16 protein-coding genes and 1 tRNA gene are annotated in these 19,291 nt (G+C 59.2%); 4 read left to right on the top strand and 13 right to left on the bottom strand.

Features of this window, described 5'->3' with window-relative positions; translation table 11 throughout:
- Positions 1 to 15: 15 nt before the first annotated feature.
- On the bottom strand, positions 16 to 489 hold the full coding sequence (gene rpsG, locus HNR46_RS06540; protein WP_184017015.1) for a 30S ribosomal protein S7: 474 nt from the start codon (positions 487 to 489) through the stop codon (positions 16 to 18).
- 29 nt (positions 490 to 518) lie between these two features.
- On the bottom strand, positions 519 to 902 hold the full coding sequence (gene rpsL, locus HNR46_RS06535) for a 30S ribosomal protein S12 (RefSeq protein ID WP_184017013.1): 384 nt from the start codon (positions 900 to 902) through the stop codon (positions 519 to 521).
- A 328-nt stretch (positions 903 to 1,230) separates the two neighbouring features.
- On the opposite strand from rpsL, the gene HNR46_RS06530 reads away from it, so the two are divergent.
- Entirely contained in the window at positions 1,231 to 1,851 is a 621-nt protein-coding gene (locus tag HNR46_RS06530) for a L,D-transpeptidase (RefSeq protein ID WP_184017012.1), read from the top strand.
- A gap of 99 nt (positions 1,852 to 1,950) precedes the next feature.
- Here the strand turns inward: HNR46_RS06530 and HNR46_RS06525 are convergent, their stop codons facing one another.
- Complete coding sequence (locus HNR46_RS06525; RefSeq protein WP_184017010.1) at positions 1,951 to 3,057, bottom strand: fatty acid desaturase; 1,107 nt, start codon at positions 3,055 to 3,057, stop codon at positions 1,951 to 1,953.
- Positions 3,058 to 3,256: 199 nt separating this feature from the next.
- Positions 3,257 to 3,346: transfer RNA gene (locus HNR46_RS06520), tRNA-Ser, on the bottom strand.
- A gap of 315 nt (positions 3,347 to 3,661) precedes the next feature.
- On the opposite strand from HNR46_RS06520, the gene dnaK reads away from it, so the two are divergent.
- The 3 genes from dnaK to groL all read left to right on the top strand — a co-directional run bounded on the left by dnaK (position 3,662) and on the right by groL (position 7,653).
- The gene (dnaK, locus tag HNR46_RS06515) at positions 3,662 to 5,584 is read left to right on the top strand and encodes a molecular chaperone DnaK (RefSeq protein WP_184017008.1); all 1,923 of its coding nucleotides are present in this window, start codon (positions 3,662 to 3,664) and stop codon (positions 5,582 to 5,584) included.
- 83 nt (positions 5,585 to 5,667) lie between these two features.
- Complete coding sequence (locus HNR46_RS06510; RefSeq protein WP_184017006.1) at positions 5,668 to 5,958, top strand: co-chaperone GroES; 291 nt, start codon at positions 5,668 to 5,670, stop codon at positions 5,956 to 5,958.
- Positions 5,959 to 6,003: 45 nt separating this feature from the next.
- Positions 6,004 to 7,653: a chaperonin GroEL gene (gene groL, locus HNR46_RS06505; protein WP_184017004.1), complete on the top strand. Its 1,650-nt coding sequence runs from the start codon at positions 6,004 to 6,006 to the stop codon at positions 7,651 to 7,653.
- A 66-nt stretch (positions 7,654 to 7,719) separates the two neighbouring features.
- On the opposite strand, the gene HNR46_RS06500 is transcribed toward groL, so the two are convergent.
- From HNR46_RS06500 to HNR46_RS06460, 9 genes are all read right to left on the bottom strand, one after another.
- Positions 7,720 to 8,541 carry a tetratricopeptide repeat protein gene (locus HNR46_RS06500; RefSeq protein ID WP_184017002.1) on the bottom strand — a complete coding sequence of 274 codons (822 nt, stop codon included), beginning with the start codon at positions 8,539 to 8,541 and terminating at the stop codon, positions 7,720 to 7,722.
- Positions 8,542 to 8,549: 8 nt separating this feature from the next.
- The gene (locus HNR46_RS06495; RefSeq protein WP_184017000.1) at positions 8,550 to 11,918 is read right to left on the bottom strand and encodes an Ig-like domain-containing protein; all 3,369 of its coding nucleotides are present in this window, start codon (positions 11,916 to 11,918) and stop codon (positions 8,550 to 8,552) included.
- A 268-nt stretch (positions 11,919 to 12,186) separates the two neighbouring features.
- Positions 12,187 to 14,163 (bottom strand): hypothetical protein, encoded by a 1,977-nt coding sequence (locus tag HNR46_RS06490; protein ID WP_184016998.1) that lies wholly within the window; start codon positions 14,161 to 14,163, stop codon positions 12,187 to 12,189.
- Positions 14,164 to 14,180: 17 nt separating this feature from the next.
- The gene (locus HNR46_RS06485) at positions 14,181 to 15,335 is read right to left on the bottom strand and encodes a hypothetical protein (protein WP_184016996.1); all 1,155 of its coding nucleotides are present in this window, start codon (positions 15,333 to 15,335) and stop codon (positions 14,181 to 14,183) included.
- A gap of 3 nt (positions 15,336 to 15,338) precedes the next feature.
- On the bottom strand, positions 15,339 to 16,016 hold the full coding sequence (locus tag HNR46_RS06480; protein ID WP_184016994.1) for a hypothetical protein: 678 nt from the start codon (positions 16,014 to 16,016) through the stop codon (positions 15,339 to 15,341).
- A 6-nt stretch (positions 16,017 to 16,022) separates the two neighbouring features.
- Positions 16,023 to 17,909, bottom strand: a complete 1,887-nt coding sequence (locus tag HNR46_RS06475) for a tape measure protein (protein WP_184016992.1) — start codon at positions 17,907 to 17,909, stop codon at positions 16,023 to 16,025.
- Positions 17,906 to 18,103 (bottom strand): hypothetical protein, encoded by a 198-nt coding sequence (locus HNR46_RS06470; RefSeq protein ID WP_184016990.1) that lies wholly within the window; start codon positions 18,101 to 18,103, stop codon positions 17,906 to 17,908. The genes HNR46_RS06475 and HNR46_RS06470 overlap by 4 nt, the downstream gene beginning before the upstream one ends.
- A 68-nt stretch (positions 18,104 to 18,171) precedes the next feature.
- The gene (locus tag HNR46_RS06465) at positions 18,172 to 18,798 is read right to left on the bottom strand and encodes a hypothetical protein (RefSeq protein WP_184016988.1); all 627 of its coding nucleotides are present in this window, start codon (positions 18,796 to 18,798) and stop codon (positions 18,172 to 18,174) included.
- Positions 18,799 to 18,819: 21 nt separating this feature from the next.
- Entirely contained in the window at positions 18,820 to 19,269 is a 450-nt protein-coding gene (locus HNR46_RS06460) for a hypothetical protein (RefSeq protein WP_184016987.1), read from the bottom strand.
- Positions 19,270 to 19,291: the final 22 nt, after the last annotated feature.

Below are 19,291 nucleotides of genomic sequence, written 5' to 3'. Positions count from 1 at the left end.
GATCAGCAGGTCGGATTACCAGCGGAAGTGAGCAAAGGCGCGGTTGGCCTGTGCCATCTTGTGAACGTCATCACGCTTACGAACGGAGCTGCCTTGGTTGTTGGCGGCGTCCTTGATCTCGTTGGCGAGGGCGACGTGCATTGGGGTGCCCTTACGATTGCGGGCGTAACCCACGATCCAGCGCAGAGCGAGCGACTCGGAACGATCCGGAGCCACTTCAAGCGGCACCTGATAGGTCGCACCACCCACACGGCGGCTCTTGACCTCAACGCGCGGCTTGGCGTTTTCGATGGCGCGGGTGACCACTTCGAGGGGGTCGACGGTATCGACACCTTCGTTGGCCTTATCGATGGCGGCGTAAACAATGCGCTCAGCCAGGGAACGCTTGCCATCGCGCATCACCTTCGAAATGAGGTGACCGACGAGGGCGCTGTCGTAGCGAGAATCGCGACGATCGGGCTTGGTGAAGACTCGCTTGCGGCGGGACATGATGAAATCAGGTTGGTCGTTTCAGAAAATTACTTCTTGTCGGCCTTCGGGCGCTTCGCACCGTACTTCGAGCGGCCTTGGCGACGCTTGTCGACGCCGAGAGTATCAAGGGCACCACGAACGATGTGGTAACGGACACCCGGAAGGTCCTTCACCCGGCCGCCGCGCACGAGCACGATGGAGTGCTCCTGGAGGTTGTGGCCTTCACCACCGATGTAGGCGATGACTTCGTAGCCATTGGTGAGGCGCACCTTGGCGACTTTCCGGAGAGCCGAGTTCGGCTTCTTGGGCGTCCGGGTCATGACCTGAAGGCAGACGCCACGACGCTGCGGGCAGTTGGTCATGGCCGGCGACTTCGATTTCTCGACCGGCACGAGACGGCCCTTGCGGACAAGCTGATTGATGGTCGGCATTGGATTCCTGCGGGGTTTCGATGTTTGCTTTTGGAGCGCACCGACCACCGGCGAGAATTCCCTCGCAGGAGCCTTTTTTCCGGTGCTGCACCCGATAGTTTGGAGATTGTCGTAGTGAACTGCCTGTTGCAGCTCACGGATGTGGGGGCGCAGAGACTACCCGGGACGACCCTTCTGACAAGCCCTATTTTGACTATTTTTTTCATTCTCCGAATCCTTGGAATTCAGGAGCCCATGACGCTGACGCCGAAGTCTTGCCGAACTCCGGGAATGATTTGCACCGGATGAAATCGAGGATATGGCTGGGCTCGATCCAATCTGATTCCCCATGAACATTCGAAATCTGCTTCTCCCTCCCCTGCTCCTCGCGGGCGGTCTCGCCCTGAGCTCGTGCGGAAACCTGAATACCGGCTCACCTGCCAATTCGTTCTCCTTCAAACCCAAAGTCACCGAGGTCTCCAATCCCTCGGCAGTGAAAGTCCATATCAGCACCAGCGCCCAGCGCCTGTATGTCGTCGAGGGAGGAAAGGTCCTGCTCGCCACCCCTTGCTGCGTCGGCACCTCCGCTTCACCCACCCCAAAAGGGACCTACCCGATTCGCAACAAGGTGAAGTACCGCCGCCGCGCAAGCAGCCCCGGGGCAGGCTATCCGATGACTTACTGGATGGAGTTCTACACCGCCGCCTACGGAATGCACTGGGGCTTTGTGAAGCCCTACCCTGCCACTCACGGTTGCGTGCGGCTTCCTCTGAATTCAGCCCGCGAGATCTTCGACATGGTTCGTGTCGGCACCCCGGTAAATGTGGCTAGCAGCCAGCCATGGGATAGCTCGGAGGGAAAAAACCTTCCCGTGCTCGATGACAGCCCGCTGCCCAACCCTCCCAATTCGTATCTTCAAAGCTCGCAGGTCTTCAAGGACCAGGATCAGGGCAAAATGTGGAAGTTCTGAGGCAGTCGTCCGAACACCCCACCGAATCCCATTCAACAAAAAAAGGCCCGCGGAATCCCGCGGGCCTTTTGCTTTGGAAATTCGAAGCCTCGAAAAGGATCAGGCCGGCAGCGGCGTCAAATCCGAAAGCGCGGCAATCAACTGGCGAGCATCCCGCCGCCAACGATTGAGCGCCTGACGCGACATCTCCGCTCGTTGAGCAACCGCCTGCTCCAATTCGTGATAAGCGGCAGCAAGGCTTTCCTGGAGCTCATGGACCGTCGCCAGAGCCTTTTCACACACCGTCACTCCCGTCTCGCTCAGCTGGGCGAGTTGCTCCTCTGCCCGACGACGAGCCTCGGCGATCTCCGCCAAAATGATCTTCTCCTCAGGCACCCGGCGAAGATCCGAAACCAGACCAACGCGAGACAGAGCCCAAATCGCCCACTTCGTCGGGTCGAAGTTCCATGCCTTCACCCCGTTGCGGTAGTCATGCTGGAACGAATGGTGGAAATTGTGGTAGCCCTCCCCAAAGGTGAAGAAAGCCATGATCGTGCTGTCCCGAGCGCTGTTTTTCGACGAATAGGGCTGACGACCAATGGTGTGGCAAAGACTATTGATGAAAAACGTGCACTGCTGAACCACGAACACACGGAGCGCTCCCGCGATCAGAAATCCACCCAAAGCGCCTTCAGCTCCGCCATTCCAGTATCCCAGCAACGCCGGCAGACCCAGCCCCACCAGGAGCGCGATCATCTTGTCATTGCGATGCTGCCACATCACCAGACGATCTTTCCGGAGATCCGCCACGTTGTCCAAGGGAGGCTCAGGAAGCACCTTGAAAAGAATCCATCCGATGTGGGCCCAAAGGAAGCCGTTCTGGATGTTGTATGGATCATCGTCGTGATCGACATGCTTGTGATGGCGACGATGATCGGATGCCCAGTTGAGAACCGAATTCTCGAAAGCACAGGCTCCGAAGACCAAGGTGAACAGCCGGACCGGCCATTTCGCCTTGAAGGAGAGGTGCGAGAACAAACGGTGATAACCGAGCGTGATACTCATCCCGGTTGCCAACGAGTAGAAAGTGAACATCGCCAGCTGAAAGCCATTGATGCCGTTCTTCCAGATGAAATAGGGCGCCGCAATCAAGGCGACGAGAGTAACAGCGAGGAGGAAGACGGTGTTGAGCCAGTCGACCCGCTTATAAGGGACACGAAGGGGCATGGAAGTGTTGGGAAAAAAATTCGCCGGCTTCTACAACCAAGGTCCGCCGGCGCGGCGGCAAACGCTACATGCGAAAACCCTCTTGACCAGCCTCAACTTTCAAGCTGACGCAGGAAAACGCCAATCCGGGTAAAGCTACGGACTTTCTTCACTTCCGCTTACGCTCCAGTTTCTTGGTGAAAACACCGGATGAAGAAACTGGCGGACAGGGGGGGATTCGAACCCCCGGTACCGTTGCCGGCACACTCGCTTTCCAGGCGAGCCCATTCGACCACTCTGGCACCTGCCCTGCGGAAGGGCGCGCAACCTAGGGACCGCGACCGCGCTTGGCAAGCGAATCTCTCCACTTTGTTTCGCGCCGACATTTTCCAGCCGGTTCATGTCGTCACAACCGCGACAGCTTGTCCGAATGCGCGCGCGACAACTTGGCGCAACAGGCTCGCAAATGACTCGATCACCCCCTGCATGACACGCATGTTATCCATTCACTTTGTGCCACTTACAAGATCAAAGCCCATTCGTGGCATGACGTTTGCGAAGGCGTTCGCAACAAATTGCACGCCCTGAAGGCAGGGTATTCTCCAAACCGAACCCCATCGCTCTCATGTCCAAAATCCTCGGAATCGACCTCGGCACCACCAACTCCTGCATGGCCGTCATGGAAGGCGGCGAACCTGTGGTTCTTGAAAACTCGGAAGGCGCTCGCACCACTCCTTCGGTGGTGGCCTTCACCAAATCCGGTGAACGTCTCGTCGGCCAAGCCGCCAAGCGCCAAGCCGTCACCAACCCGAAGAACACTATCTTCTCCGCCAAGCGCCTGATCGGCCGCAAGTTCTCAGAACTGTCCGAAGCCGACAAGAAACTGCCCTACAAGATCGTCGCCGCTCCGAACGGAGACGCCCACATCGAAGTCGAAGTCGGTGGGGAAACGAAGACCTACTCTCCGCAGGAAATTGCCGCCATGGTTCTCGGCAAGCTCAAGGCCGATGCCGAAGCCAAACTCGGAGAAAAAATCACCGCTGCGGTGATCACCGTGCCGGCCTATTTCAACGACTCCCAACGGAACGCGACCAAGGCCGCAGGCGAAATCGCCGGTCTTGAAGTCAAACGTATCATCAACGAGCCCACCGCTGCGGCTCTGGCCTATGGCCTCGACAAGAAGTCGGATGAGAAAATTGCCGTTTACGACCTTGGTGGCGGCACGTTCGACATTTCCGTCCTCGAAATCGGCGATGGTGTCTTCGAAGTGCTCGCTACGGACGGTGACACCCAACTCGGCGGTGACGACTGGGACAACACGCTCATCGCTTGGATCGTCGACGAATTCAAAAAGGATCAGGGCATCGACCTCTCCGGCCAACCCGACGCCCTTCAACGGATCAAGGAAGAAGCGGAGAAAGCCAAGATCGCACTCTCCTCGTCGCAATCCTACGACATCAACCTCCCGTTCATCACTGCCGATGCCACGGGGCCAAAGCACATTCAGTTGACCCTTTCCCGCTCCAAGCTTGAGCAGCTCACCGATGCCCTCTTCGAGCGCACCAAAAAACCGGTGACCGATTGCCTCAAGGAAGCTGGGATCGCCTCCGCGAACATCGATGAACTGGTTCTCGTGGGTGGCATGACCCGCATGCCCAAGGTCATCGAGACCGCCAAGCAACTTGCCGGCAAGGAACCGCACCGCGGAGTGAACCCGGATGAGGTGGTCGCCATCGGCGCGTCCATCCAAGGCGGTGTCCTTAAAGGAGAGGTTCAGGATGTTCTCTTGCTCGACGTCACCCCGCTCACCCTGTCCATCGAAACGGAAGGTTCTCGCGCCACGCCGATGATCGAGCGCAACACCACCATCCCGGCCAAGAAGTCCCAAATCTTCTCCACTGCGTCTGATAACCAGCCGGCCGTCGACATCCGCATCTGCCAAGGCGAGCGCCCGATGTTCTCCGACAACAAATTGCTCGGAAACTTCAAACTCGATGGCATCTCCCCTGCCCGCCGCGGCGAACCCCAGATCGAAGTCACCTTCGACATCGATGCCAACGGCATCCTTCACGTCTCCGCCAAGGATAAGCAGTCCGGCAAAGAACAGAAGATTTCCATTCAAGGCTCCTCAGGGCTTTCCGATGACGAAATCGACAAGGCCAAGAAGGACGCCGAAGCCCATGCCGAAGAGGACAAGAAGCGCGTCGAAGCCGTCGACACCAAAAACAAGGCCGAACACCTCGTTTTCCAGGTCGAAAAGCAACTCGCCGAACTTCCTGCCGAAGCCCCAGCCGAACTCAAGAGCGGCATCCAAGCCAAGGTGGACGCCGTCAAGGAAGCCCTCAAGGGGGACGACCTCGATGCGATCAAGAACACCACCACGGAACTCGAATCGGCACTGACAGAACTTTACAATGCCGCCCAACAGGCTCAGGCCGCCGCTGGCGCAGGTGCCCCGCAACCGGAAGCCGCGCCCGAGTCGGCTTCCTCCGATGAACCCAAGCCCGCCAAGGGCAAGGTGGTCGACGCCGAAGTCGTCGATAACTGATCTACGAATCCAACGTTTTCCGCCCTGCCCTTCAGGCAGGGCGGCTCTTCAACCAACAAACCAAACCAACAGAAACCAACAACATGGCTAGCATCCAACCCCTCGGTCAACGCGTGCTCGTGAAGCGCCTTGCGGCTGAAGAAGTGTCCGCAGGAGGCATCGTGCTTCCCGACACCGCGAAAGAAAAACCGCAGGAAGCCGAAGTCATCACCCTCGGCACCGGCGGCAAGGACGACAATGGCAACACCATCGAATTCTCCGTCAAGGTGGGCGACAAGGTCCTCATCTCAAAGTACGGCGGCACCGAAGTGAAAATCGACGGTCTCGAATACCTCATCCTCTCGGAGTCCGACATCCTCGGCATCGTCGCCTGAGAATCCCTCACCCTTCCCCATCCACCATCTACGCTTTATTGAGATATGGCCAAACAACTTGAATTCAACGAAGACGCCCGTCACGCCCTGCTTCGCGGCGTTGAAAAACTCGCCGCCGCCGTCAAGGCCACCCTCGGCCCGGCAGGTCGCAATGTGATCCTCGACAAGAAGTTCGGTTCCCCAACCATCACCAAGGACGGTGTCTCGGTTGCCAAGGAAATCGAACTCGAAGATCCCTACGAAAACATGGGCGCCCAGCTCATCCGCGAAGTTTCGAGCAAAACCTCGGACATCGCTGGTGATGGCACCACCACCGCCACCGTGCTTGCCGAAGCCATCTACAAGGAAGGCCTTCGCAACGTCACCGCCGGCGCCAATCCGATCAGCCTCCAACGCGGCATTCTGAAGGCCACCGAGGCCATCGTTGCCAAGCTGCGTGAAATCTCCAAGGAAGTGAACGACACCAAGGAGATCGCTCAAGTCGCCACCGTTTCCGCGAACTGGGACACCGAAATCGGTACCATCATCGCCGAAGCCATGGACAAGGTCGGCAAGGACGGCACCATCACGGTTGAAGAAGCCAAGGGCATCGAAACCACTCTCGACGTCGTCGAAGGCATGCAGTTCGACAAGGGCTACCTTTCGCCGTACTTCGTGACCGACGCCGAGTCGATGGAAGCCAACCTTGAGAACGCCTACATCCTCATCAACGAGAAGAAGATCTCCAATCTCAAGGACATGCTTCCTCTTCTTGAGAAGGTCGCCAAGACCGGTCGTCCGCTCCTCGTGATCGCTGAAGACGTCGAAGGCGAAGCCCTCGCAACCCTCGTGGTCAACAAGCTGCGCGGCATCCTCAACATCGCCGCCGTCAAGGCTCCTGGCTTTGGCGACCGCCGCAAGGCCATGCTCGAAGACATCGCCATCCTCACCGGTGGCAAGGTCATCACCGAGGACCTCGGCATCAAGCTCGACTCTGTCGGCCTCGAAGACCTTGGCGAAGCAAAGCGCATCACCATCTCGAAGGAAAACACCGTCATCGTCGAAGGTGCCGGCACTTCCGATGGCATCACTGGCCGCGTGAACCAAATCCGCCGCCAAATCGAGGAAACCTCCAGCGACTATGATCGTGAGAAGCTCCAAGAGCGCCTCGCCAAACTCGCCGGCGGTGTCGCCGTCATCAACGTCGGTGCTGCCACCGAAACCGAGATGAAAGAGAAGAAGGCTCGCGTGGAAGACGCCCTTCACGCCACCCGCGCTGCGGTGGAAGAAGGCATCGTCCCCGGCGGTGGTACCGCCCTGCTTCGCGCGCTCGCCGCCTGCCAGTCGGAAAGCTGCTGCGCCGCTGCCGCCAACGAAGACGAAAAGACCGGCATGGGCATCGTAGCCAAGGCCGTTGAAGCTCCGCTTCGCCAACTCGCTGCCAACGCTGGCCGCGAAGGCGCCCTGATCGTCGAAAAGGTGAAGACCAACACCGAAGGCTTCGGCTACAACGTCGCCACCGACACTTACGAAGACCTCATCGCTTCCGGTGTGGTGGACCCGACCAAGGTGACCCGTTCCGCTCTGCAGAACGCCGCCTCGATCTCCGGTCTCCTCCTCACCACCGAGTGCCTGATCACCGACCTGCCGGAAAAATCCGCTCCGGCTGCCGGTGGTCATGACCACGGCATGGGTGGCATGGGCGGCATGATGTAAGCCCTCCCAGGCGGACGCTTCCGTCCACTTCCTTCCAAGCCGGGCAGCACTCGCTGTCCGGCTTTTCTATTTTCCCTCCGCCCCAGAAAGCCGCGACCGAGCGTCGTCCCGAGCATTCACGAATCGAGACCGAGAAATCTCGTAGAGCTTCGAGCGCCTTTCTTCCACCGGCAGGGCATCCAGAAGCGCCAGTGCCGCATCCCACATCCGCGCTGCCTCAAGCCACATCTTCGCTTCCGAATAAATCCGCGCCTTCAATTCACAGGTGACCACCGTCGGACCATAGCGGGCCTCCACCGCATCCATGTGCGCCACTGCCCGAACCGGCATCCCCCGCTGGCGTTCGATCTCCGAAGCTTTGAAATGCAGACCCATCACGCAGCCGTGTCGATGGATGCCTTCTTCCAGCCAATCGACCGCCTCATCGAATCGGCCACCCTCCTCGCACAGCGAAGCGACTTTCACGAAATCCTCAGGCCGCGTGTCTTCCGAAAATCGCAGAGCTTTCTCCGCGGCTTCTCGAGCCCCATTTCCATCCCCCGACCGCTCCAAGCACTCTGCTAGAGTGCGCCACGCTTCCGCATGATGGCGATGCTTTGCCACCACTGCTCGACAGCGCTTTTCGGCCAGCTCCATCCGGCCCTCTCTCTGCTCAAGTGCTGCCATCGCTACCTCCGCATCGGGATCGTCAGGCTTCTTCCCGCAGAGCTCTTGTAACACCGCTCGCGCCTCATCTTGCTGCCCGACCGACATCAACACCCGCGCTTTCGCCACCCACCATTCGGTGGATTCCGGCTCGGCCCGCAAATGCGCGTCGATCTCCGCAAGCGTGTGCGATGGATCCGGATGCGCAGCAGCAAGAGCCACGCTCAAAACCCACAGAGTCATTCCTCTTCTCATCGCTCCTCCACTCGCAATCGCACGAAAAGCTTCTCCGGAGGCATTCCGGCTTTCACGACCATCAAAGCTTCCACCGTCTCCCGTCCCTCCTTCGTCACTCCAATCACACTTTCCTGCGCCTCGATCGTCCGCTCCCCATCACTGTCCCCGCTACCCATCCAGTCCCGCCCCGAAACCGACCACTCCAACAATCCTTCAACATCCACCCTTTGGAGCCCTCGCTCATATCTCACCCGGAAAACCCCATCCTCTCGCCTTGCCTCCCAAAGACCCACCTCAGAGCTCAACGCCGGATCACTCGCTTGGAAATACTCCATAAGATTCGTGCGCCCGTCACCATCTGCGTCCTCCGCCGGATCTCGTAGGGAGCCTTTCAATCGCTGAAATAAAAACTCCTGCCACGGCCGGTCATCGATCGTTACCTCCGCTGAACTCGGCTGCCCCAAAACGTAGGTCAGATCAGCAGCCACACTGACCCGAAAAATCTCTTCTCCCTCTGACAGTTCATCCTCGACGACTTCCATCGGAAGCCTCTCAAAGGCCTGCTCGGCACCCAGAGTCACGGCAGGCGAGAAACCTGTCACATCCTCACCCGCTTTCGCGGAGCCCGAAGCCGACAACTTCACCTCCAGGCCTTCGGCCATTCCTCCCATCCTCTCGATCCGAAATGCCATGCTCCGATCCCCAAACTCACCAACTCGATCCCGCTCAGCCACCACCGTCACCGTGGGATTCACCACCACCGAAACGGGCGAAGACGTCGTAACATTCCCCTGATCATCGATGGCTTTCGCCAACAACACGTAGCTCCCCAATTCCGGGCTCTCCAGGTCCCAGGTGAAGGGTGCCGATGCATCGCTCCCCAACCATTCGGTTCCCCGGAAAAAATCCACTCGCTCCACAGATCCATCCGCATCCACCGCCGATGCTTCCAGGTGAACCGAAGCCGGACTGCCGAATCGAGATCCATTCGTCGGCGAAAGAAGACTCACCTCCGGCGCCGCTCCACCACCCGCGGTCACCCATGTTTGGACATCACTTCGAGTCGTATGGTTGCCGTCGCTGGCTTCAACATACCATTCATACACCGCCCCAGGCTCCAGCCCTTCCACTGCAACCTCGGCACGATTTCCTGACCCACTCCCCGAAACGACGCCTACCTCAGCGAAGCCTCCCAGCGCTCCACTCAGATCCACCGGCAAAACAAACTCACTGTCCGCATCGCTCTCATACTCATCGAGCGTGGCCGAATAGGTCTTTACCCGGACCTCATTGTTCCGCGGAGAAAACTCAAGAATCCTCAGCCATCCATCACCGCCATGGTTCCGACCTTGATAGTCCGCCAAAATCGAGTGCACGGCTCGCCCCTCCCACAAGTCGGTGCGCAATCCCTCACCGTGAATATGCCCTCCATGCATCAGCATCAAATTGGGCCGTAACTTCAAGCGATCGTACAATGCCTGCCCCAGCGTACTGAAAGAAGCTGGGTTTCCCGTATTGACCATCCAATGGCTCACCACGATCGCACGACGGTCAGGGTTGGCAGCCAGGATCCCGTCGACCCAATCGAGAACTTCCGCATCGGGACTGGTATCGTATTCGACATTCACCACCACAAAATCGATCCCTCCCCCACTGAAGAATTGATAGTTATTGTCGGCGTTCCCCGGCATCCAACCACCCCCGTAGTAGCTTTTCCCTTCGAAGTGGGCCGTGCCAAAGTATTCGTTGAATGACGTCGTCAACCCATCGGCGTCTCCGATGGGAGTCTGGTCGTGATTGCCCACCGTCACTCCATAGGGAATTCCCTCAGAGAGCAGAGTCGTCGTCGGATCCTCCAACCGATACATCGCTTGGCTCGCGTTCAGCCATTGCACCGGATAGGTCTCCCCATTTTGCGTCACATCCCCCAAATGCATCACAAACCGGATTCGGTCCGGCACCCGTCGCGCCACAATCCAGTCCGTTTGCGACGAAAACATGGCGGCCGTCCCACCATTCAATTCCCCGGAGTAAAACTGAGTATCGGGGATCGCGATCACTCGAAAATCTTCACCTGGGGTCACCCACCCTCGACGCCGCAAATAGTATTTCAAATTCACGTCATGTCCTTCCGGATCGGTACCCACAGCCGCCAACCGAACCCCTGACACCTCAACCCGCTCTTCCTCCCGGGGGGCTTCCAGCTCGACATAGGGCCAACCATTACCAGGCAGCTCCAACCCATCACTCCAACGCGGAACTCCGAGCAACGAACCCAAGATTCCACGATCGCTCCAGGTCTCCAACCCGCCACCTTCCGCAAAGGTCCAACGACCCACCAAGCTATCATCCGCCTCAGGAATCGCCCAAACTCCGGTCACCAATTCCCTCCGGCTCAAGGCTCGGCTCCAGATTCGAACTTCATCAAGTTGACCATGGAAGGCCCCCAATGACCCACCGATAGAATTCAAGGCAACTCCCAGTGAAGTTCGATGGATGCTGTCCCATCGCGGCAACTGCCCGACCACCTCCGCTTCCCCATCCAGCTGGCCATCCACATACAGCCGCCATTTTTCACCGTCCATCGTCGCCGCCACGTGAACCCACACATTGGGCGGTAGCGAGGTCGACCCAGAAACTGGGTGATTCCCTCCCGTTGCCATATCCTCGAAATCCGCGACCAACACGCCATCCTCCGGACGAATCCCAAAGAAATAATTGCAGTCCACCTCAGAACCATCGGCCTCCCCCCTTCCTTTCGCCACCAACGGAATGGCCGTGACTCCACCAGATCCCGAGGAGGCGACGCTCCCCTCACCCGACCAGCGAACCCACGCTTCGAGGGTCCAGGTTTTCAATCCAAACCTTTCATCTTCCTCGAAAACCACCCGGTCATCCACACCATCGAAGAACAGCGCTCCGGTGCCTGCCGAAGGGACGACTTCAAGTTCCAAATTCTCCGGTCGCCCTTCAATGCCATCCGCAGAGACGGCCCTCGCAGAAAGAACGACTGACCCCATTTCCTGCGGAGTCCAAGCCCATGCGAAAGGAGCGCTTTCGTCGCTCCCCAACCACCGTCCATCCACGAAAAACTCTACCCTCAACGCATCCGGGGCGGAGATCTGGAGTTGCATTTCCTGGCCCAACGCAACCGATCCCGTTTCGTCAGGCTCCTCCCACCTCACCTCCGGCACCGAAACTCCCAATGGAACTTCATTCGAAAGCAGCACCAAATTGAACATATCCTCCGCACCCGTTGCCCCATTCTGCAACGCCATCCCAGGAAGATCACGGCTCTCCACCACCCACCGCTGCGTCGACTCTTCCCACTCCGAACACACAATATTGTCCGTATTGTATTGATCCCCGCCACATGGCGTCACCAGCAAAATGCCACGAGATGCATCGTACTGGGAGGAACCTACATACCATACGCCTGTCGGACCTTTCGTGATCGAGATCGGCCCCTTCTTCAAATCGCAAGTCCCATTGAGATGCGGAGAAAGTCTTGGTACACCCCCTCATGGGCTTGAATAACCTTGAATCAGGGAGTTGCAGAGAATCTGGAAGAGAGGCGTGGAGAAAAGCGCGTACACCTGTAGAGAAAGTATGCGTACGGGTCGGTTGAATATCGGCAGAGTGTCAGCGGGATCACGGCTGCGGGACGGCCGCGAGGGCCTTGCAGGGGTGGGTGACACCGGATTCGACGGTGAGGTGACGGGTAGCGTGGACGTTTGCCAGGGAACCCAGAACTGTGGGCGGGTAACCGACAGAGGCAGCAAGTGTGGCGAGCCGTAGTTCACAGAACACTCCGCGTGCCTGGTCAGCCACATCGAGAAGTGCATCGAGAGCCTCCCGTGAGAAGACCACCACGGACATTGGGTTCACTCCACACGCGAACGGGCGAAGATCTTCAGGCAATGACTCAATCTCCCGGAACCACGGCCAGGCACTTCCAGCACGGACGACGTCAGCACAGCCAAAATGACCGCCTGCCGGGAAGGCCTGGGCCAGCGTGGTGGTGATGCGGACATCCGCCTCAATGAATGCGACGCGGTCTTTCTGCACGATGGTCCTGTTCCGTGCCCACCAATCAAGGATGCGCTGGTCCCCGGAGCGCCAGCGCCGCGTAAGTTCAACTCCCTTGGCCCGTGGTGCGGCATCCTCGTACCACTCGGCATCTGGGTTGTGCTTCAGAAACTCATCCAAGTGAGGCATCTCCCCGCCAATTGAGGTGATGACCACGGCTGGCTCATCGGGTCGCTCCCATGGCGCTGGATCTGCAAAGCGCCAGGCGAGCAGAGCTGCTGTGGTCTCCGTGGGGCCGCCGTGACCATGATTGAGGAAGCGATGCGACTTTGCCGCTGGCAGGCTGCGGGTCTTGAGCGGGCCGCACTTCCGGCGCGGTGTCCTGTGGTAGTTAAAATAGAGGTTGGCGAAGCTTCCCTTGTGGCCGAGTGAAAACCGGCGCAGCACCTCGAGCACTTTTCTCCGTTCGAGCAGGAATGGCGTGTGCGTTGCAAAGCGCCAGACGGGCATGCCAGGGCGCAGCATCATCAGATCCGCCGTAGCCCGGCCCATCGCCCGCTGCCAAGCATTGGGCGAGTGGTAGTGCTCATCCAGCTTATGGTCCAGGCGACCCTCATGCAGCGCCACGCGGAAATCATCCCATCCGAGATCCTTGAGGAGGTAGATGTCGTCATTCATCCACAGGACCTCATCGGCAATCTGCCAGCCCATCAGCTGGGCCTCCCAATAACCGGCGGAGCGGCGCGCAACATAGCGCTGCGCAGGCTTCCAGCGCACCCGCCCCCCTGGCTTAAACCACGGCGGCGGAGCGTCACCGATGATATAAATAGGGCACTCGCTATCGATAAAATGACGCTTTATCGAACGGAGCGAATAGCGAAGCTCATCCCACCTGGCGCTTTTCGCGAGCCAAGGATAAACAATCGCACGCGGGTGCTCCGGAATCGCCTCAATAAATCGACGCGGAGCTTTTGGCCTATGAAGAGCCATAATCTGCTCCGTTGTAGAGAATGGATCTGGCCAATCATTATTGGAGAGATCCACCCCCTCTAAGGGGTCCGCGCCCCAATCAATCGTGGACTCCTCTTCTGGGCGAACTGGGCTGGCCCAGCGGCGCTTTCCGGGGCGCGCGGCATCCACCGCCTCCCAAGCGGCACGATCCGGAGTCAGGGCTCCCAGCTTCTCAGACAGCTTATCGTAGTCCTCCAGATCCGACGTCCAGAGCAGGATGCAGCGATGGGACGTGGCGAAGTCGATCATCCACTTCCGCATTTCTCTCACTCGGCGGAGCACGCTGCCGGAGCAGAAGCCGGGGGCTGCGCCGTATTCATCCTTCCACGTGGGATGGGTGAAATCCAAAGAGACCTCGTAGCGGTCCGAGGGCTCCCGAGCCAGCAGGATGAGGGTGGAATCTGGATCTGACGCCACCCATGACCAGCAGGCCAGAGCATCCGCTTCCGAGCGATGGCCAAAGAAAGTGGAGCGACAGCGGGCCCCGCCCATCGACTCTCCGCGAGCCATGCAGGCACGGAGAACGGTGCCGACTTCTTCCCCGGCATCCAGCAGCTGAGAGAGGGCGCGGACTCCCGCGCGCGGCATGGCGGCAATGATAATCATTATCCTGAACAGCTCGATTCGCTACACCAGCGCGGCCAGTTTCCAACATACTTCGACCGCGGCCCGAGGTCCGTATTGCAGCATTCATGGGATTCGAGGTCTTCGGGGTCGGGCTCACCCCGGAGACGGACTTCCACGGTTTGGCCGGTACAATGAGGGGGTGATGTGAAGTAGAATCGTGCGCCGATGGTGACAATAGGCGCGGAAAGCGCGACTTTGAGCCAATCCCCATCCTGCCCCTGATTGTCGTATGGCTTCGGCTTCCCGGGGAGGCAACGAATGTAGACGAACCAATTGACACATTTGGAAAAGACACGGGTTGCCCGAACCCTGATCTTGATCCCAATGACCGGAGAGTCCCCAGGAGGGAATTCAGGGTAGCAGTCGCGCTTGTTGATCCATTCCGCTGTGAATGCCCAAGGACAATCGGAATCGCTGACAGACGAGTCGCTCGGGTGGTCGTCGACTTCATCCGAGCTATCCATGGAGGAAGCTTCGTCTTCGGGATCGAAGCTGCTGGTGTCCTCAGTGCAGCCAAAGGGCACCTCAATGTCGGCACGAATGCGCCAGTCCAGATTATCGATGATGCGACCGCCTTCGATATCTTCCAGGAGATCCATCTCGGCGATGAGGCGGTGGCCCTCTCCGGGCGCTCGCTCCGGTCGAGCCCCCCGCGGGTGAAGTTCGATGCGTGCCGTCTGATTGCCGGTGCCTCCTTGGCCGCTGAAGCCGCATTTCGAGCGTTCGTAGCAAATCCACAAAGAGCAATTTCCCAGAGAGGAGACATCGAACCCGGGGGCCGGGTCCGCATTGAGCGCGACATCATTGATGGTGGGAAACTCCGGCACCATTTGGCTGCTTCCTTCGTCCTCTCCTGGATCCTGTTCGTTTTCGTTGAAAATTCGAACGTAGGTCACGGTTCCAGGGCTGAGCTTCAGTTCGCCTTCGCTGATGTGCGGATGAAAACAAAGGAAGCTCTCCGAAGGAACCGCATTCCAAACCGTTCCGGAAGGTGTGCTGATGGCCTCAATGCCGGTGCCAGGAATCATGCGGGCACGCCCCATGTGTCGGATGAGGCCATTGAGCAGCGAGCCTTTTACCAAATAGCTCCGCCCCTCCTCATAGTTCGGTTGGTATTCGATGCGCGGGGCCATGGCTTAGGGGCTGGCGGCGTAGAGGTATTGGTAGCGCTCGCGCACTAGCCAGACGGTGCTGAGTCCCGGAAGGTTCTCGACCTGGGCAGAGTCCTTCACCCAGCCATTCGGATAGTAGTAGGTGTAGTCCTCGATGGTCTCCCAGATGGAATCCTTCACCGCAGGAGTCCACGCGCCGGGAGTCGCCTCGCTGCCCACATCCGCGGTGTAGAAGCCGGAACTTCCCGGTGATGGACCCCCAACAACCACATACTCCACATCACAAGTGACCTGAGACTCCCGGCCCACGGCGTGAGGAACGCGGCCCACGCCGGGAACATTCACATTGTCCGCGCTCTGCACATTCGGTCCCGCATCATATCGGACGCGCACGCCCCGGGCAGAGAGCAGCCCCATGGACACTACCTCAATCAGGAATAGGCCACGGGCGCGGCAGGTGCCCTTGCGGCTCTGAATCCACATCGTCTTTCCCGTGACCTGAATTCCCCGGCCCAGAGTGGCCGCGAAGCTGGCGAGAGCCACCTCAGGGTCCAGCTCCGCGCTGTCCTTCCGAATGAGCCACTGATCCCGCATCGAATCCCAGCCAGTGTCTGCTTCCTGCGACTGCCGATCCAGCAGCACCGCCTCACCGTCCGCCAGGGAGGTGATATTGATGGTCTCAACGAGATCGTTCCAGGCCATGATGAATTACGAAGCAAGCCCGAGGTCTTGAAGACGGGCATTGATGGCTGCCAGTTCCTGGTGAGTTTTTTGAGTGAGCCCCTCGAGCTTGGAAGTGGTGGGCAGACGGCTGTTCGCATCCTTACCAGTCGCGGATTTGGCAGCAGCCATCGCGCGCTGGGCGAGATTGAGACGATCCGCCTGATTCCGGCTGAGGTAGCCGGACATGGTGCCGCCCACCTTCTCCCGATCCGCCTTCGAAAGCCGGGAGAAGCGAGACGCTGCCGATTCCTCAGCCGATTTCAGCCGGATGCGCTTGCGCCCACCATCCTCAGACTTCGCCGCCTGGTCTTCCAACGCGATGCGCTCCTGTGCTAGCCGAAGCGCATCTGCCGCAGAGAGGCCCTGATCTTCCATGAGGCGAGCCTTCAGTTCCTCCACCCGTCGCTGGCGCTCCAACTGCTCGACCAGTGCCGCATTCCCACCAATACGGGCCCGTAGCAAGGCACCCTCCCGCGCGAATTCTACGGCAGCCCGGGAGCGTGAGGCTGCCGTGCGGTCCCTCTCTTCCGCCTCGCGCGCGGCCTCATCCGCCGCAGCCTTATTGAGATCTGCCAATTGTTTCTCTAGCTCGACTAGCTGACGCAGCTTATCACTCAAAGCAATCTTGCTGCCGGTGCTCAACTTATCGCCGATGCGGCCGATCACCTCATTAAGTGAACGGGCATCCCGAATGTCTGCCTGAGTCACCACCGAATTTCCGAAAGGAATCGAAAGCCGAGCGCTCCGGAGGAGGTTCTGAATCTGCCGCTGGATGTTTGCAGGTTGATCCAAAGTGGCGGAGAAAATGACCTCCTGCGTCTGCTTCACCGAGGTGCTGAGCTGAGCATCCAGAGCCCGCTTTGCCGCGAGTTGACGCTGCGCCGCTGCTTCGACGCGTTCGCGGGCCTCGGCCTCATACAACGCAGCACGATGCAGGCGCTCCGCGTGCGCTGCGGCGGCCTGAAGCGAGTCCCTCTCCTCCTCGGCGGCCGCAGCGGCTTTTTGTTGCGAGGCAGCTAATGCCTCTGCCTGAGCTTTCTTCTCCTCAAGAGGGGTTCGATCCAAGGCTGCAGCAAGATTTTCAGCCGCGTCTGCAGCAGAGTTGAGAGCAGGGGTGATAACCTTTGCAACTTGAGCACCTGCCCCACTCTTCAATCGAGTCCACGCATCTTCCAGATTCTCGATCGAGTTTGCAGCGCCGCCAGCCGCCCGCGGCAGCTTAGCCAGTTCTTTGGTGATGCCATCAATGAACTCCTCGACTGAAACCCCAGCAGCCTGAAGGAATTCAGAATCTGCGTTTCCAAAGGCATTCTTGATAGCAGTTCGAATTTGCGGCACACGCTCCGCAATCTGGTTGATTTCCTCGGCAGAAATCTTGCCTTTCGCGGCCATTTGACTGAGTGCGACAATGACACCATCCAGTTCAGCTTTACCCCCACCTACTGTTGCGAGTGCATTGCCGAATCCAAGGAGGAGTTGAGTGGAGCGTGCTGCCGAGAAACCTACGGCCTGAAGCCGGATGTCACCTTGGACGGCTTCTTGGAAGCCAAGTCCTGGCATCTTTGCAACCAATTGCAATTCCCGCATGCGGGCAGCAGCCGCCTCGCCGTCTCCCATAATCGCAGCAAGACCTTTTTGGAGCCGCTCCTCCTGAGCGAAGGCCAAGAACGAATCCCGCGCGAGCTGTCCCGCTTTTGCGAGAGAGACCGCAGCTGCGGCAGCAGCCCCCATTTTGCCCACCATTGAAACCATCGCTCCGCTGGTGCCAGTGGCAGACTGAGTGAGTCCCCTATTGCTTTTCCGCGCATCATGCATCCGCTGGAGATATTCCCTGTTTTCCAGGGCAAGCTTGTAGCGGAGTTCACCGTTCACGATGCGAGAGATTTTGGAGTGGGTACAATGCGGTATTCGCGCTGGAGCGTGGCCTTTGCCTCGGCACGGGCGGTGATGGAGGCCCTGTCTGAGAAGCCGGGCTGAGAATCATCTCCCCGGCGTTCACGGGCGGCGATGAGGAGCAGGAATGCGGAGGCTACCGGAACATGATAGAACGCCCGGTGAGATCTCATGCCGTAGTCATGCTGAAGGAAGTCCACGAGGGTCATGGCCCAGCCGGCGGCCGCGTCCCGATCCCGCTTCAGGTCTGCGGGTCCGGAGATAACTTTCCCAGGCTGTCACTGGCGGCCTCCTGCTGGGAACCGCCCGCGAGATTCCGAATGCGCCCGAGCTCGCTGGAGAACCACAGATCCAAGGCATGGGCCTTCTGCGGGTCCAGCGAGCGGGAGAGCTGGGCGAGATGCTGTAGCAGCGCGTTCGCGTCACGTTGCAGACAAATCCCGAAGACGCGATCTGGATCGTGCAGCAAGGCCCAGACCAGCGTTTGATCCGAGTACGGGCTCTGGTCGGTGCCGAGCAGGGCGATGGCCATATCAAAGGCCCACAGTGCTCCCACCGACAGAGGTCGAATCTGCTGGCCTGCGGCTTCAATGAAACCGCCGGAGGCGTCTGCCACAGCGAGCTGGGAGGCCGCGTGGGCCGCCTCGATCGGGGCCTGGCCCCGCGCCTCGCCCCGTGCCCGGAGGCCTGCCACCGAGGTATGAAAGGAGAGATCGCTCTCGCTCATCAGCGGGCGATCATCCCCTTCAGGCACCGCCATCCAGTAGATGGCGCCGCGATGCTCTAGGGGTGCCCAGCGATAGCCCTCCGGCGGTGCTCCAATGTGCTCTGGAACGTCCGCGGCGATGTCAGATGAAATGTCCTCCATGGCAGTGAGTCGACTCGGGGGTTAGGAGATGGCGGTGGTGGTGCCATCCAGAGCTACCTTGAAGGCCTTGTTCTCGTAGATGCCAGAACCTGGGCTCGTCTCCTCTGCCATGCTGTCCCAGTGGCTTGCCTTGAAGGAGAGCTTGCGAGATCCATTGTTCGTCCAGCCCACCTTGATATCGCCAGTAATGCGGGCGACAAGGCCAGCAAGCGGAAGGGTGATCGCTCCGCCAAGTTCGGGGAGCGTGATGGAGTCGTCAAAGAGCGTCTCAATTTCCATTTCGAAGCGGGGCTTCGAGAGGATGGCCGCCTTCAGGCCGCCGACACAGTTCTCAATCTCCTGCAGGTCCGCAGTACGGGTGAGGTCGAAGGACATGATCTCACCGAAGGTGTCACCCAGGGCGCAAGTGCCGAAGATCACATTTTCATCACCGATGAGGATGTGGCCGGGAATATTGGTTTCAAAAGCCATGGTAGGATGGATGGGTGGAGTT

It is taken from the genome of Haloferula luteola, from assembly GCF_014201715.1.
Lineage (GTDB): Bacteria > Verrucomicrobiota > Verrucomicrobiia > Verrucomicrobiales > Akkermansiaceae > Haloferula > Haloferula luteola.
This window is presented reverse-complemented; position numbering and strand designations above follow the sequence as displayed.